13 protein-coding genes are annotated in these 16,190 nt (G+C 52.5%); 9 read left to right on the top strand and 4 right to left on the bottom strand.

The window, feature by feature from the left end; translation table 11 throughout:
- Both nfo and C3432_RS02925 read right to left on the bottom strand, forming a co-directional pair.
- The gene (gene nfo, locus C3432_RS02930) at nt 1-858 is read right to left on the bottom strand and encodes a deoxyribonuclease IV (RefSeq protein ID WP_103775183.1); all 858 of its coding nucleotides are present in this window, start codon (nt 856-858) and stop codon (nt 1-3) included.
- Between the two features lie 227 nt (nt 859-1,085).
- Entirely contained in the window at nt 1,086-2,135 is a 1,050-nt protein-coding gene (locus C3432_RS02925; protein WP_103775182.1) for a YeiH family protein, read from the bottom strand.
- Between the two features lie 98 nt (nt 2,136-2,233).
- Here C3432_RS02925 and yieE point away from each other — a divergent pair, with 98 nt between their 5' ends.
- The 3 genes from yieE to C3432_RS27910 all read left to right on the top strand — a co-directional run bounded on the left by yieE (nt 2,234) and on the right by C3432_RS27910 (nt 5,374).
- Nucleotides 2,234-3,097, top strand: coding sequence for a DNA-binding transcriptional regulator YeiE (yieE, locus tag C3432_RS02920; RefSeq protein WP_103775181.1), 864 nt, complete (start codon nt 2,234-2,236; stop codon nt 3,095-3,097).
- A gap of 188 nt (nt 3,098-3,285) precedes the next feature.
- Entirely contained in the window at nt 3,286-4,761 is a 1,476-nt protein-coding gene (gene lysP, locus C3432_RS02915; RefSeq protein ID WP_103775180.1) for a lysine-specific permease, read from the top strand.
- Nucleotides 4,762-5,101: 340 nt separating this feature from the next.
- On the top strand, nt 5,102-5,374 hold the full coding sequence (locus C3432_RS27910; RefSeq protein ID WP_258041583.1) for a hypothetical protein: 273 nt from the start codon (nt 5,102-5,104) through the stop codon (nt 5,372-5,374).
- 220 nt (nt 5,375-5,594) lie between these two features.
- Here the strand turns inward: C3432_RS27910 and C3432_RS02905 are convergent, their stop codons facing one another.
- Complete coding sequence (locus C3432_RS02905; RefSeq protein WP_103775179.1) at nt 5,595-7,580, bottom strand: ligand-gated channel protein; 1,986 nt, start codon at nt 7,578-7,580, stop codon at nt 5,595-5,597.
- Nucleotides 7,581-7,860: 280 nt separating this feature from the next.
- Nucleotides 7,861-8,697, bottom strand: a complete 837-nt coding sequence (gene fghA, locus C3432_RS02900; protein ID WP_103775178.1) for an S-formylglutathione hydrolase — start codon at nt 8,695-8,697, stop codon at nt 7,861-7,863.
- A gap of 321 nt (nt 8,698-9,018) precedes the next feature.
- On the opposite strand from fghA, the gene folE reads away from it, so the two are divergent.
- The 6 genes from folE (at nt 9,019) to mglC (ending at nt 16,175) form a co-directional block, all read left to right on the top strand.
- Nucleotides 9,019-9,690: a GTP cyclohydrolase I FolE gene (gene folE, locus C3432_RS02890; RefSeq protein WP_103775622.1), complete on the top strand. Its 672-nt coding sequence runs from the start codon at nt 9,019-9,021 to the stop codon at nt 9,688-9,690.
- A gap of 11 nt (nt 9,691-9,701) precedes the next feature.
- Nucleotides 9,702-10,859 carry a DUF418 domain-containing protein YeiB gene (gene yeiB, locus C3432_RS02885; protein ID WP_103775177.1) on the top strand — a complete coding sequence of 386 codons (1,158 nt, stop codon included), beginning with the start codon at nt 9,702-9,704 and terminating at the stop codon, nt 10,857-10,859.
- A 142-nt stretch (nt 10,860-11,001) separates the two neighbouring features.
- Complete coding sequence (gene galS / locus C3432_RS02875; RefSeq protein WP_103775176.1) at nt 11,002-12,024, top strand: HTH-type transcriptional regulator GalS; 1,023 nt, start codon at nt 11,002-11,004, stop codon at nt 12,022-12,024.
- 491 nt (nt 12,025-12,515) lie between these two features.
- Nucleotides 12,516-13,514 (top strand): galactose/glucose ABC transporter substrate-binding protein MglB, encoded by a 999-nt coding sequence (gene mglB, locus C3432_RS02870; RefSeq protein ID WP_103775175.1) that lies wholly within the window; start codon nt 12,516-12,518, stop codon nt 13,512-13,514.
- Between the two features lie 114 nt (nt 13,515-13,628).
- Nucleotides 13,629-15,149, top strand: a complete 1,521-nt coding sequence (mglA, locus tag C3432_RS02865) for a galactose/methyl galactoside ABC transporter ATP-binding protein MglA (RefSeq protein WP_103775174.1) — start codon at nt 13,629-13,631, stop codon at nt 15,147-15,149.
- A gap of 15 nt (nt 15,150-15,164) precedes the next feature.
- On the top strand, nt 15,165-16,175 hold the full coding sequence (gene mglC / locus C3432_RS02860; RefSeq protein ID WP_103775173.1) for a galactose/methyl galactoside ABC transporter permease MglC: 1,011 nt from the start codon (nt 15,165-15,167) through the stop codon (nt 16,173-16,175).
- Nucleotides 16,176-16,190: the final 15 nt, after the last annotated feature.

Raw genomic sequence — 16,190 nt, 5'->3', positions numbered from 1 at the left:
TTACGCAACCACCTTTTCTGTTTGCTGGGTTTTCAGCCACGCAATCTCTTCTGCCCAGATATCCGGATTGATGGTTTCCAGCACCAGCGGGATACCATCGAAGCGATCGTCCTGCATGATCCAGCGAAACGCGTCATGACCAATGTTACCTTCACCCAGGCTGTGGTGACGGTCAACGCGACTGCCGAAAGTACTTTTGGCGTCGTTCAGGTGCATCCCGCGCAGATACTGAAAGCCAACGATGCGCTCAAAATGGGCAAACGTCTTCTCACATTCGTCGGCGGTGCGCAGATCGTAACCGGCAGCAAACGCATGGCAGGTATCAATACAGACCCCCACGCGAGATTTGTCTTCCACTCCGTCGATGATGGCGGCGAGATGCTCGAATTTGAAACCGAGATTGCTGCCCTGACCTGCGGTGTTTTCAATGACGGCGGTCACTCCCTGAGTTTGAGCGAGGGCGATATTGATCGATTCTGCGATCTTCGCCAGACACTCGTCTTCGGAAATTTGCATCAGGTGGCTGCCCGGATGGAAGTTCAGGAGGGATAAACCGAGCTGTTCGCAGCGCTGCATCTCATCAACGAAGGCCTCGCGCGACTTTTCCAGCGCTTCCTGAACCGGATGGCCGAGGTTGATCAGGTAGCTGTCATGCGGGAGGATTTGCGCAGACGAAAAGTGGTATTTTTCGCAGGCGGCTTTAAAATCATCAATGATCTGAGTAGTAAGCGGCGCGGCGCGCCATTGACGCTGATTTTTAGTGAATAACGCGAATGCAGTTGCGTCGATTTCAGCGGCGCGAATGGCGGCATTGGCCAGTCCGCCCGCAGCGCTAACGTGCGCTCCGATGTATTTCATGAAAGACTCCTGTTAACCCGCTATACGCTAAATAATTTGAGTTGCAGGACAAAACGCGTCGTCGTTTTGAACCGCGCCTGCGCTGGCCCCACAAGGCCGGGTTACGCGGCAACGCAGCGACAAATTCGTCATTCACTTGCCGCCTTGATACAACCTGAAAAATTTTGCGGATGCGGAAATTGATACTTGCCAATAATAACGGGTTAACAGGTCAGGGATGTAGCTAATTATGCAATAAGGTGGTGAATCAGGATGTTAATCGCGCCACCGCCGACAATCAGCCAGGCAAACAGCATCAGCGCCATCAGCAACGGTTTCGCCCCGGCTTTCTTCAGCGCACTCACGTGAGTGGTAAGTCCCAGTGCGGCCATCGCCATCGCCAGCAGTACGGTATCCAGCGTAATCAGCATGTCCACGACGGCCTTCGGCAGCAGGTGGAACGAGTTAAAGATCGCCACGACGATGAACAGCACGGCAAACCACGGAATGGTGATTTTGCTTTTTTCTGCGCCGGTTGCCGGTGAGAGCTGTTTGACACGTGCCGCCAGGAGGATAAGGAACGGCGCCAGCATCATCACGCGCAGCATTTTGGCAATCACCGCCGCGTTTTCTGCATCCGGGCTAATGGCGTGACCGGCAGCGACCACCTGCGCCACTTCATGCATGGTTGAACCAATGTAAATCCCGTAGTTTTCCGGGCTGAACCAGTGCGAAAGCCACGGGTACATTGCAGGATAAAGGAAGATAGCCAGCGTGCCGAAGATAACAACGGTAGCCACGGCGACCGTCACTTTACTGGCTTCAGCTTTTACCACCGGTTCTGTTGCCAGCACCGCCGCTGCGCCACAGATACTGCTGCCCGCGCCAATCAACCAGCTGGTATGGCGATCCAGACCGAACACCTTCTGCCCGAGGACGCAGGCCAGCATAAAGGTGCTGGAAAGCGTCAGAACGTCAATTACGATCCCGCTGATGCCGACGTCGGCAATCTGTGCGAAAGTCAGACGAAAACCGTAAAGAATGATCCCCAGGCGCAGCAGGTGCTGTTTGGCAAAGATCACGCCGCCGTCACAGCTTTTCCAGATGTGTGGATAGACGGTATTGCCAATAACCATTCCGACTAAAATGGCTAAGGTAAGGGCGCTGAATCCCGCCCCCGCCACGGCGGGAATGGAGCCTCCCCACAGGGCGAGCCCGGTAATTACTGCACTCAGGGCGAGCCCCGGAATAAAATGCCACACTGTACGACGATGGTTCTGTAAAGTGAGTTCTGTCATAACCTTCTCCTTTATATGGGCAAAATGTTACGGCGAACTGGTTTAAAAATAAAATTGATTATATATTTATAATTAATCTTTATAAGTGGTAAGCGACAATGCACATCACCCTGCGACAACTAGAAGTGTTTACGGAAGTCCTCAAAAGTGGTTCGACGACTCAGGCGTCGGTTATGCTCGCGTTGTCGCAATCTGCCGTCAGCGCCGCGCTTACCGATCTGGAGGGGCAGCTCGGCGTACAGCTGTTTGACCGCGTCGGCAAACGGCTGGTGGTTAACGAACATGGGCGTTTATTGTATCCGCGTGCGCTGGCGCTGCTGGAGCAGACTGTTGAGATAGAACAGCTGTTTCGCAAAGATAATGGCGCTATTCGGGTCTATGCCAGTAGCACCATCGGAAACTACGTGTTACCTGGCGTTATTGCCCGCTATCGTCATGATTATCCTGATCTGCCGCTGGAGCTGAGCGTGGGTAACAGCCAGGATGTCATCAATGCGGTACTCGATTTTCGGGTGGATATCGGCCTGATAGAAGGTCCGTGCCACAATACGGAAATTGTCTCCGAACCCTGGCTGGAAGATGAGCTGGTGGTGTTGACCGCGCCGTCTTCGCCGCTGGCGCAGGGACCGGTAACGCTTGAGCAACTGGCCGCCGCCCCCTGGATCCTGCGCGAGCGCGGTTCCGGCACCCGTGAAATTGTCGATTATCTGCTGCTGTCGCATTTGCCGAAGTTTCAGATGGCGATGGAGTTGGGAAACTCTGAGGCCATTAAGCACGCCGTTCGTCATGGACTGGGTATCAGCTGTTTGTCACGGCGCGTGATTGAAGAACAGCTTCAGGCCGGGACATTAAGTGAAGTTGCGGTGCCGCTCCCGCGTCTGGTTCGTACGCTATGGCGTATTCATCATCGCCAAAAACATCTCTCCAATGCTTTACAGCGTTTCCTGAGTTACTGCGAATAACTTCGCAGACCGGATAAGGCATCGCGCCTTTGCCGGATGATGACGTTAAAACGTCTTCTCCGGCCTACACGTTACTTATAATCCGCGGCCAGTCATGAAGGTCTCTTATAACAGCGTATTTGTGCCGGAAGGAACGCGTTTCGTCTGCTACAATCTTGCCTCATTTTTTGGATGGATAGCATTTTCACATGGTTTCCGAAACTAAAACCACAGAAGCGCCCACGCTACGTCGTGAACTGAAGGCGCGTCACCTGACAATGATTGCCATTGGCGGCTCCATTGGTACGGGTCTCTTTGTTGCATCTGGTGCAACTATTTCTGCGGCGGGTCCGGGCGGCGCGCTGTTTTCTTATATTCTGATTGGCCTGATGGTGTACTTCCTGATGACCAGTCTCGGCGAACTGGCGGCATACATGCCGGTATCCGGTTCGTTTGCCACCTACGGTCAGAACTATGTTGAAGAAGGTTTTGGCTTCGCGCTGGGCTGGAACTACTGGTACAACTGGGCGGTAACGATCGCCGTTGACCTTGTAGCGGCGCAGCTGGTGATGAGCTGGTGGTTCCCCGACACGCCGGGCTGGATCTGGAGTGCGTTATTCCTCTGCGTGATCTTCCTGCTGAACTACATTTCGGTCAGAGGCTTTGGTGAAGCCGAATACTGGTTCTCACTGATTAAAGTGGCGACCGTCATTATCTTCATCGTCGTTGGCGTGATGATGATTATCGGCATCTTTAAAGGCGTGGAGCCGGTGGGCTGGAGCAACTGGACGACGGGCGATGCGCCGTTTGCCGGCGGCTTTGCGGCGATGATTGGCGTGGCGATGATTGTCGGCTTCTCCTTCCAGGGGACCGAGCTTATCGGTATTGCTGCGGGTGAGTCTGAAGATCCAGAGAAGAACATTCCGCGTGCCGTGCGTCAGGTTTTCTGGCGAATTCTGCTGTTCTACGTGTTCGCGATCCTGATTATCAGCCTGATCATTCCTTACACCGATCCGAGTCTGCTGCGTAACGATGTTAAAGACATCAGCGTCAGCCCGTTCACCCTGGTGTTCCAGCATGCGGGTTTGCTTTCCGCTGCGGCGGTGATGAACGCGGTTATCCTGACGGCGGTGCTGTCGGCGGGTAACTCCGGGATGTACGCCTCAACCCGTATGCTCTACACCCTGGCCTGCGATGGCAAAGCGCCACGTATTTTCTCTAAACTGTCGCGTGGCGGCGTTCCACGCAATGCGCTGTATGCCACGACGGTGGTTGCTGGTCTGTGCTTCCTGACCTCTATGTTTGGTAACCAGACCGTCTACCTGTGGCTGCTGAACACCTCGGGTATGACGGGCTTTATCGCCTGGCTGGGGATTGCCATTAGCCACTATCGTTTCCGTCGGGGTTATGTGCTGCAGGGGCGCGACGTGAGTGAACTGCCATATCGCTCCGGTTTCTTCCCGCTGGGACCGATTTTCGCCTTCGTATTGTGCCTGATCATCACACTGGGTCAGAACTATGAAGCGTTTCTGAAAGACACCATCGACTGGGGTGGCGTTGCGGCAACCTATATCGGTATTCCGCTGTTCCTGATTATCTGGTTTGGCTACAAGCTGACGAAGGGAACACACTTTGTTCGCTACAGTGAAATGCACTTCCCTGAGCGCGTGAAGAAGACGCATTAAAAACGCAGATTGAATAAAAGAAGCCAGTCCGCGGCGCAGCGGACTGGCTTTTTTTTATGGTTCATTGCGCTTTATCGGGAAATTTCGCCGAGCGTCATATCCCGTGAGTTAATCATCCAGGGCTGTCTCACCCCATGACCGCCCGGAGACGAAACCGCACGTAAGTTCTCCGGTACTTTTATCGCTACAGGCGATTGCAAAGCGTCTGGCTCATCCGGGAATCAATACCGTTGTTGTCGGACAAATTACCGAGCCTGCCATCACGGAGAATGATCTGCTCATTGTCGGCTCCGGTAGCGGTGAGACATGGTTTCCGCTGGGAATTGCCAGAAAAGCCAAAATGTTTAAGGCCGCCGTTGTTCATATTGGCGCTAATCCTGACAGCTCAATGAAAGCGGTTTGTGACCACTTTTTACGTATTCCGGTGACCAGCAAATTGTGCTTACCGGATGAAATTGTCTCGCAACAGCCAATGGCCAGTTTGTTTGAACAGTCACTGCTTCTGCTGGGGGGACATTATTGCCCTGATGATGGTGGAAGAGCGGCAGCTGGATATTCACACGTACTGGCACTTTTTGATTCGGCCAGAATGATGATTGGCGAGCAGCAATAACTGCATGCTCCGGAATTTATGCCGGGCGAAAATGTGGACATATTGCCAGCAAAATTACGGGATTGTCGTTGAGCGATCCCTGCCTGTTCCTGGTTGATTTTCCGGGCGGCAGCCTCTTTAACGCAGCGGCATCGCATCAGCGCCAGCTGCCAGAGTCCGGCAAAGGGGATAAAAAGCCCCGAAATTTGTTGTCTCGGGGCTTTTTGTCGTGGTGCTGAACTTAGAAGTTCCAGGTTACGCCAACGGTATAACGGCGGCCATCGAGAATAGTGTCATAGGTGTCGTAGTCGATCTGTTTATCCAGAACGTTGTAGACACCTGCGGTTAACAGCAGATCCTTGTAGGCGTTATAGCGAACACCCACGTCAACCTGAGTGTAAGAAGGCGTTCCCTGAGACATGGACGTACGGCTCAGATATTCGGAAGTTTTGCCGCGGAAGTTCAAACGACTCCAGAAGCCCACATCCTGCATTGCCTGCCAGTCCAGCGTGGTATTAAACATGTGCTTCGGCATTTTGTTTAACGGTTTGCCAGAGAACTGACCGCTTTTCTGCTCAGATTCGGTATAGGTGTAGTTCGCCGTCCAGTTGAGATCGCGGGTTATCTTCCAGCCAAAGGTGGATTCCACGCCGCGCATATTGGCTTTATCAACGTTGACGCGGTCGCTGACAAAGTCATAGGTTTCTCCGCCGATAGTGCACGCAGGGTCTGAACTGCTGTTGCAACGACGCACTTCGGTGATCTTATCTTTAAAATCGGTATTGAACAGCGTCACGCCAGCGTTGAGGTTGTCGCCGTTATCCCACAACAGGGCCAGCTCTTCGCTCAGGCTCTTTTCTGGCTTCAGATCTGCATTCCCCACAATAATACCGTTCAGACGACCGCCGCCGGTTACCTGGCCCCAGGTCGGGGAGGACTGGCGCAGGTCCGGCGCACGGTAACCCGCAGAGACGCCGCCTTTTAAGGTCCACCGATCGGTCAGGTGCCAGACGCCGTAACCGCGTGGCGTCCAGTTGTCACCGTAGTTTTCATCTTTATCCATACGGATACCCCCGGTCAGCGTAAAGCTGTCGGTCATTGCCCACTCATCTTCAGCAAACAGCGCCCAGCTCCAGCGAGTCAGCTTGTTCACATCTTCGTAGGCTTTCAGCTGGTTACCGTTATCGCTGAGTTTTTCATAACGATACTGACCCCCCAACGTCAGGGTATGCGCGCCGAGGAAGATCTGGTTCTGGTTGTTAAAGATGGTGTTGTAAGACTTCATCTGGCGACCAGGGTTGTTCGTCTCTTCCTGCTGAACGTAGCTGGTAGTATTGAAGTCGTCGTAATAGCCGCTGTGGGTCAGTGAATATGTGGTGTGCTCATAGCGGTTTTCGCTTTTGCTGTTTGGCTTACAGCTACCGTTGCGGCAGCTTTCTTCCGCCATTGACTTGCCAGGGGTACTGTCACGATCCTGCAATTCACGTGCGATATCGAAGTCAATATCATTCTTCTCATCCGGCGTGAAGTTAAGCGTTAAGCCGCCGTTGCGCAGGCGCTGCTCGTTGTAACCATTGACGATTTTGTCTTCCGCGCGGCGAGACAGGAGTCCGGTGACTTTTGCCCCCAGTAATCCATCAATCAGTGGGCCAGAGGCATAAGCGTTGGTCTGGTATAAATCACCGGAATCCCGGTCTTCCTGGAAGGTGGCATCGCCATGCAATGAGCCGGTCCAGCCTTTGGTGTTAGAAACTTTTTTGGTGATCACGTTAATCACGCCGCCCATCGCATCCGAACCGTAGAGCGATGACATCGGGCCACGAATAACCTCGATGCGTTCGATAGACTCCAGCGGCGGCAGCCAGCCTTGTTCGATCCCGGCGTTGTCGCTGTTCGGACGCGTGCCGCGGGTACTGATGCGTTTACCGTTGACCAGGAATAGCGTGTACTGTGACGCCATCCCGCGGATGCTGATATCGCTGCTGCTACCGCCGCCGGTCACCACTACGCCGGGCACATCTTTCAGCGCATCGGTAACATCGCGGTAGGCTTTATCTTCAAGCTGCTGTTTGGTGATAACGGAGATGGAAGCAGGGGCGTTTTGAATTTTCTGCTCAAATCCCGTAGCGGTCACAACAACGGTATCCTGATCGGCAGCATGAACGAGCGATGGGAGGCATGCCGTGCAAACTGCGACGGCAACGGCCTTAACGTGAGGTATAGTCATTTTGTCATTCCGTTAAATGAGTCAAACTTCGCGTCATGTGTAAAGCCATGACAAGTGTATGTATTTGTCTTTTAAGTATTCTTTGCGGTAATGAAGCGGGGGGAATTGTACAAAAGAATGAATCTTTGTAAACACAAATGATAATTGAAATCATTTGTGTTTAGTTTGTTTGTAAGGGAAAACCTTTTAAGTCAATGGGATAGGTAAGTGTAAATCTGAAGAAAAGATGAAGAAAACATGAAGAAATAAAGGAGAAAAGGAGGGCAGATGCCCCCCGACTTTACTTCAAAAGATGCTGCGCGTGAAAACGCAGATGATCCTCAATAAAGGAGGCGATGAAGTAATAGCTGTGATCATAACCAGGCTGAATTCGCAGCGTCATTGGCCACGTAGTCTGGCGCGCGGCTTCTGCCAGCACGGCAGGTTGTAGCTGATCGGCCAGAAATTGATCGCTATCGCCCTGATCAACCAGCGTTGGGATGGCCTGTTCTGGTTTGCTGGCATACATCAGCGCACAGCTATCCCATTCGGCCCACGCGGTTTTATCGCTACCGAGATAGGCGGTGAAGGCTTTCTCTCCCCACGGCACGCGACCTGGATTCACAATCGGGGCAAAGGCCGACACGCTGACGTACTTGCCTGGATTCTTCAGCGCCATGATCAGCGCCCCGTGACCGCCCATCGAATGTCCGCTAATCGCACAGCGATCGCTGACGTTAAACCGGGACTGAATCAGCGCCGGAAGCTCATCACGCAGATAGTCGTACATCCGGTAATGAGCCGCCCAGGGTTGCTGCGTCGCGTTAAGGTAGAATCCGGCACCCTGGCCCAGATCGTAACCATCATCATTGGCGACCTGCTCGCCGCGCGGGCTGGTGTCAGGCATGACCAGGACGATCCCCAACTCTGCCGCAATCCGCTGCGCACCCGCTTTGGTAGTAAAGTTTTCGTCATTGCAGGTTAACCCGGAAAGCCAGTACAGCACCGGGGGCGGCGTGTTGTCACGCGGAGGCGGGAGAAAAATGCTGAATGTCATGGTGCAGTTCAGCGTGGCGGAGGCGTGTCGCCAGCGCTGCTGCCAGCCTTCAAAACAGCGGTGCTCTTCGAGCATTTCCATGCGGGGCTCCTTGTTGTATTGAACCTGAATGTGTTCGCAAACTCCCCATAATACAGATAATTCATGGTGTCGTGAGTAACTTTCACTTCCGCATTAGTCTGACATGCTGCATCATCTGCACAACTTTACCTTAACACTCTGATTCATCCTCCCGGACAGCGAGTAAAATCCGTACGCTGAAAGGCAGCGACAATTTCAATAATTATCGTTGTGAATACTGGATTATGTGCGCGGGCTCACGCACAATAATCAGGCAGTCATCCAGTCAAATAACTTTGCCCCATGCAGGGCAGAGGCGTCACACCTGCAGGAGAAGAAGAAATGCCATCACTGAGTAAAGAAGCGGCCCTGGTTCATGAGGCGCTGGTTGCCCGGGGGCTGGAAACGCCGCTGCGCCCGCCCGTGCATGAGATGGATAACGAAACGCGCAAACGCCTCATCTCCGGCCATATGACCGAGATCATGCAGCTGCTGAATCTCGATCTGAGCGATGACAGCCTGATGGAAACGCCGCATCGTATCGCCAAAATGTATGTCGATGAGATTTTCTCCGGCCTGGACTACGCCAACTTCCCGAAGATCACCGTCATTGAAAACAAAATGAAGGTCGATGAAATGGTGACGGTGCGCGATATCACGCTGACCAGCACCTGCGAGCACCACTTTGTTACGATCGACGGTAAGGCCACGGTCGCTTACATTCCGAAAGATTCGGTGATTGGGCTGTCGAAGATTAACCGCATTGTGCAGTTCTTTGCCCAGCGTCCGCAGGTGCAGGAACGTCTGACTCAGCAGATCCTGACCGCGCTGCAAACGCTGCTTGGTACCAATAACGTGGCGGTCTCTATCGACGCGGTGCACTATTGTGTGAAAGCGCGCGGCATTCGCGATGCGACCAGCGCCACCACGACAACCTCTCTGGGTGGACTGTTCAAATCCAGCCAGAATACACGCCAGGAGTTCCTGCGCGCCGTGCGTCACCACAACTCATAAGGCCGGAAGCTATGGAGCGTAATGTCACGCTGGATTTTGTCCGTGGCGTTGCCATCCTTGGTATTCTGCTTTTGAATATCAGCGCCTTTGGTTTGCCAAAGGCCGCTTACCTTAATCCGGCCTGGTATGGCGCAATCACTTCGCAGGATGCCTGGACATGGGCGATCCTCGATGTTTTTGCCCAGGTTAAATTTCTCACCCTTTTTGCGCTGCTGTTTGGCGCTGGCCTGCAAATGCTGCTGCCGCGAGGTAAACGCTGGATCCGGTCGCGGCTCACGCTGCTGGTGCTGCTGGGCTTTATCCACGCTCTGCTGTTCTGGGATGGCGATATTTTGCTGGCATATGGCCTGGTTGGACTTATCTGCTGGCGACTGGTGCGTGACGCGCCGTCGGTGAAGAGCCTGTTTAATACGGGCGTCTTGCTTTATCTGGTGGGCATTGGCGTGCTGTTGCTGCTTGGGACAATCTCGGGTGGCGAAACCAGCCGCGCCTGGACGCCTGATGCCTCCGCGTTGCTGTACGAAAAATACTGGAAAGTGAATGGCGGGGTGGAGGCCATCAGCAATCGTGTTGATGCGTTGTCCAACAGTTTGCTGGCCATCGGGGCGCAGTACGGCTGGCAGCTGGCGGGCATGATGCTGCTGGGTGCGGCATTGATGCGCAGCGGCTGGCTGAAAGGGCAGTACAGTCTGCAACACTACCGCCGGACGGGGGTATTGCTGGTCGCCGTTGGTCTGCTAATCAATCTGCCCGCGGTGATTGCCCAGTGGCATCTGGGGTGGGCATACCGCTGGTGTGCATTTTTGCTGCAGGCGCCGCGCGAACTTGGCGCGCCGTTTCAGTCGATTGGCTATGCGGCATTAATGTTTGGTTTCTGGCCGCAGCTTAGCCGGTTGAAAATCGTTCTGGCCATCGCCTGTGTTGGGCGAATGGCGCTTACCAACTATCTGCTCCAGACTCTCATCTGCACCACGCTATTTTATTCGTTCGGTTTATTCATGAAATTTGATCGTCCGGAGCTGTTGCTATTTGTGGTTCCGGTCTGGCTGGCAAACCTTCTTTTCTCTGTCATCTGGCTGCGTTTCTGTCGGCAGGGACCGATAGAGTGGCTGTGGCGTCAGTTAACCCTGCGTGCTTCAGGGGTATCATTATCCAATACATCCAGATAACGATCTGGATCACAATCATTAACAAAACGGATGTAAACGTTTCCATCCTTGTGACCATACTCACGTAGTCCTTCCCCATGCGCTGACAAAATAGCCGCCAGTCGTGCAGTGAGCCACTGCAATTTCAAACAGGGTAGTGAATATGATCACCATTCGTGATGTGGCACGTCAGGCTGGCGTCTCTGTGGCGACCGTCTCCCGCGTGCTGAACAATAGCCCGCTGGTCAGCCCCGATACGCGTGAAGCGGTAATGAAGGCGGTTACGCGGTTAGGCTATCGCCCGAACGCAAATGCCCAGGCGCTGGCAACGCAGGTGAGCGATACCATTGGCGTCGTGGTGATGGATGTTTCCGATGCCTTCTTTGGCGCGCTGGTGAAGGCGGTGGATCTGGTTGCCCAACAGCATCAGAAATATGTGCTGATTGGCAATAGCTATCACGAAGCGGAAAAGGAGCGCCATGCGATTGAGGTATTGATCCGCCAGCGCTGTAACGCGTTGATTGTTCACTCCAAAGCCTTGAGCGATCGCGAACTTGGCGACTTTATGGATCACATTCCCGGTATGGTATTGATCAACCGTATCGTGCCGGGTTATGCCCACCGCTGCGTCTGTCTGGATAACATCAGTGGCGCAAAAATGGCCACCCGCATGCTGCTCAATAACGGGCACCAGCGCATCGGCTATCTGGCCTCCAGCCACGGCATAGAAGATGACGACATGCGCAGAGAAGGTTGGCTGAGCGCCCTGAAAGAGCAGGGAATTGTGCCAGCAGAAAGCTGGGTTGGCACCGGGACGCCGGACATGCAGGGCGGCGAGTCGGCGATGGTTGAGCTGCTGGGACGTAACCTGCAGCTGAGCGCCGTCTTCGCTTACAACGACAGTATGGCCGCAGGCGCCCTTACGGCGTTAAAAGACAATGGCATTGCCATTCCGTTACACCTTTCTATCATTGGTTTTGATGATATCCCCATTGCGCGCTACACCGATCCGCAATTGACAACCGTGCGTTATCCCATTGCTTCTATGGCAAAAATGGCGACGGAGCTGGCGCTACAGGGCGCTGCCGGGACGCTGGATTTATCGGCGACGCACTGTTTTATGCCAACGCTTGTGCGGCGTCATTCTGTCGCGCTAAAGCAGAATGCGGCGTCGATCACTAACTGATCAAATGACGGGATGTAACCGCTTTCAATCTGTGAGTAAATTCACAGTTTATTAACATTGTCGTCGCTATGATGGCAGCGTTTGCGGCGCTGTAACTACTATGTAACAGTGAATAATCACTTTTACCGAGGTTTACGCGCATTAAACGATAATTTAAGCCCGATTCTGGAGCGTTACCCAACCACGGAAGACCGATTTTTTAAAGTGAGCTTTGGCGAGAAGTAACATCTATTTAACGTTGCGTGCTTTCCATAATTCGAATTACAGGACAAAACGCTATGACGTTTTGAACAGCGTCTGCGCTGACCCTGAAGGGGTGAGGCCGAATCACGCGGTAATGGAGTGACAAATTCGTCTGGCACGAATTTACACCGCCAGAGCCAGTCTTCGGTGAGCGAGCGCAGTCAACGCACCTGTAAGTTGAAGTATGACGAGCAACCCGCCGGGCGTTTATCTCAAGCACTACCCTGCATAATAAAACCGGAGATACCATGAATAAGAAGGTGTTGACCCTTTCAGCTGTGATGGCAAGCATGTTATTCGGCGCGACCGCGCACGCTGCTGATACCCGTATTGGTGTAACAATCTACAAGTATGACGATAACTTTATGTCCGTGGTGCGTAAGGCGATTGAAAAAGACGGCAAGACAGCACCAGACGTTCAGCTGTTGATGAATGACTCACAAAACGATCAGTCCAAACAGAACGACCAGATTGACGTTCTGCTGGCAAAAGGCGTGAAAGCGCTGGCCATTAACCTGGTTGACCCGGCTGCGGCAGGGACGGTAATAGAGAAAGCGCGTGGTCAGAATGTGCCGATCGTGTTCTTTAACAAAGAACCTTCCCGCAAAGCGCTGGACAGCTATGACAAGGCTTACTACGTCGGTACGGATTCAAAAGAGTCCGGCATTATCCAGGGCGATCTGATTGCTAAACACTGGGCGGCGAATGCGGGCTGGGATCTGAATAAAGATGGTCAGATTCAGTATGTGCTGCTCAAAGGTGAACCGGGCCATCCGGATGCCGAAGCCCGTACCACTTACGTTATCAAAGAGCTGAATGATAAAGGCATTAAAACTCAGCAACTCCAGTTAGATACCGCAATGTGGGATACCGCTCAGGCGAAAGACAAGATGGACGCGTGGCTCTCCGGTCCAAATGCGAACAAAATTGAAGTGGTTATCTCCAATAACGATGCGATGGCAATGGGGGCGGTAGAGGCGCTGAAAGCCCACAATAAGAGCAGCGTTCCGGTGTTTGGCGTGGATGCGCTACCTGAAGCGCTGGCGCTGGTGAAATCGGGGGCGATGGCGGGTACCGTGCTTAACGATGCTAACAACCAGGCGAAAGCCACTTTCGATCTGGCGAAAAACCTGGCGGAAGGCAAGGGTGCGGCGGATGGCACTCAGTGGAAAATCGAGAACAAGATTGTTCGCGTTCCGTATGTTGGTGTGGATAAAGACAACCTGGCTGAATTCACCAATAAATAAGTCTGTGTCTGCGGGCGCAATTCTGTTGCGCCCTTAAACCGTGAAATGGCTGCGATCCACAAGCCTGATTTGGCCTGTGGATTATCAGCAATACTAAAGAGGCCAAGTATCATTATGGTCAGCACTCAAGGTCAGTCGTCAGGCGAATATTTGTTGGAAATGAGCGGCATCAACAAGTCCTTTCCTGGCGTTAAGGCACTTGATAATGTCAATTTAAAGGTCCGTCCGCACTCAATTCATGCCTTAATGGGAGAGAATGGCGCGGGTAAGTCGACATTATTGAAATGTCTTTTCGGCATTTATCAAAAAGATTCCGGCAGTATTTTATTTCAGGGCAAAGAGATCGACTTTCATTCTGCTAAAGAAGCGCTGGAGAATGGGATTTCGATGGTTCACCAGGAATTAAACCTGGTATTACAACGATCCGTGATGGATAACATGTGGCTGGGACGTTATCCCACCAAAGGAATGTTTGTCGATCAGGATAAAATGTATCGTGATACCAGGGCGATATTTGACGAGCTGGATATTGATATCGATCCGCGTGCGCGCGTTGGGACTTTATCCGTCTCGCAAATGCAGATGATTGAAATTGCCAAAGCATTTTCTTATAACGCTAAAATTGTGATTATGGATGAACCGACTTCGTCATTAACGGAGAAAGAGGTTAATCATCTTTTCACTATTATTCGTAAGCTGAAAGAGCGTGGCTGTGGGATTGTCTATATCTCGCATAAAATGGAAGAGATTTTTCAGCTGTGCGATGAAGTCACGGTGTTGCGCGACGGTCAGTGGATTGCCACGCAGCCGCTGGAAGGGCTGGATATGGATAAGATCATCGCCATGATGGTTGGCCGCTCGCTGAACCAGCGCTTCCCGGATAAGGAAAATAAGCCCGGTGAGGTGATTCTTGAAGTGCGTAACCTGACATCGCTACGTCAGCCGTCGATTCGCGATATCTCATTTGATCTGCATAAGGGTGAGATTCTCGGTATTGCGGGTCTGGTTGGCGCAAAACGCACCGATATCGTGGAAACATTGTTTGGTATTCGTGAGAAATCATCGGGCACCATTACGCTGCACGGCAAAAAGATTAATAACCATAATGCGAATGAAGCCATTAACCACGGCTTCGCACTGGTGACGGAGGAGCGTCGTTCAACGGGGATTTATGCGTATCTGGATATTGGTTTTAACTCCTTAATTTCTAATATCCACAACTACAAAAATAAAGTGGGTCTGCTGGATAATTCTCGCATGAAGAGTGACACCCAATGGGTCATTGATTCTATGCGGGTAAAAACGCCGGGCCATCGGACGCAAATTGGCTCGCTATCCGGCGGCAACCAGCAGAAGGTGATTATTGGTCGCTGGCTGTTAACCCAGCCGGAAATCCTCATGCTCGATGAACCCACGCGCGGAATTGATGTCGGCGCGAAATTTGAAATTTATCAGTTGATCGCGGAGCTGGCGAAGAAAGGGAAGGGAATTATTATCATCTCTTCGGAAATGCCGGAATTGTTAGGGATTACAGACCGTATTCTGGTCATGAGCAACGGTCTTGTTGCCGGAATTGTTGATACCAAAACAACGACGCAAAACGAAATTCTGCGTCTTGCGTCTTTGCACCTTTAAGATCAGGGGCTCCTCATGAGTGCGTTAAATAAGAAAAGTTTTCTGACTTATCTGAAAGAGGGCGGTATTTACGTCGTTCTTTTAGTCTTGCTGGCGATTATTATTTTCCAGGACCCTACGTTCTTAAGTCTGCTCAACTTGAGTAATATTCTGACCCAGTCATCGGTGCGTATTATTATCGCATTGGGGGTCGCCGGGCTTATCGTCACCCAGGGGACCGACCTGTCCGCCGGGCGTCAGGTGGGGCTGGCGGCGGTGGTGGCCGCGACGCTGCTGCAATCGATGGAAAACGCCAATAAGGTGTTTCCGGAAATGGCGACGATGCCGATTTTCGTGGTTATCCTGATTGTCTGCGTTATTGGCGCCATTATCGGTCTGGTTAACGGCATCATCATTGCTTATCTGAACGTCACTCCCTTTATCACCACGCTCGGCACGATGATTATCGTTTATGGGATCAACTCGCTGTATTACGATTTTGTCGGCGCTTCGCCTATTTCTGGTTTTGACAGCGGATTTTCGACCTTTGCCCAGGGCTTTATTGCGTTAGGCAGTTTCCGTCTCTCCTATATCACCTTCTATGCGCTGATTGCCGTGGCGTTTGTCTGGGTGTTGTGGAATAAAACCCGCTTTGGTAAAAACATTTTCGCTATCGGCGGCAACCCGGAGGCGGCGAAAGTCTCGGGTGTTAACGTCGCATTAAACCTGCTGGTGATTTATGCGCTGTCCGGCGTGTTCTATGCCTTCGGCGGGCTGCTGGAGGCCGGACGTATCGGCTCGGCCACCAACAACCTCGGCTTTATGTATGAGCTGGATGCGATTGCGGCGTGCGTGGTGGGCGGTGTGTCGTTCAGCGGGGGCGTCGGAACGGTCTTTGGCGTGGTGACCGGTGTGATTATCTTCACCGTCATCAACTACGGGCTGACCTATATTGGCGTGAACCCTTACTGGCAGTACATTATTAAGGGCGGCATTATTATCTTTGCCGTGGCGCTGGACTCCCTGAAGTACGCGCGTAAGAAGTAATTCATCATGACAAAA

Source organism: Citrobacter amalonaticus (genome assembly GCF_002918555.1).
Taxonomy (GTDB): Bacteria; Pseudomonadota; Gammaproteobacteria; order Enterobacterales; family Enterobacteriaceae; genus Citrobacter_C; species Citrobacter_C amalonaticus_A.
Note: the sequence above shows the minus strand (reverse complement) of the source record. Positions and strands in the feature narration are given on the sequence as shown.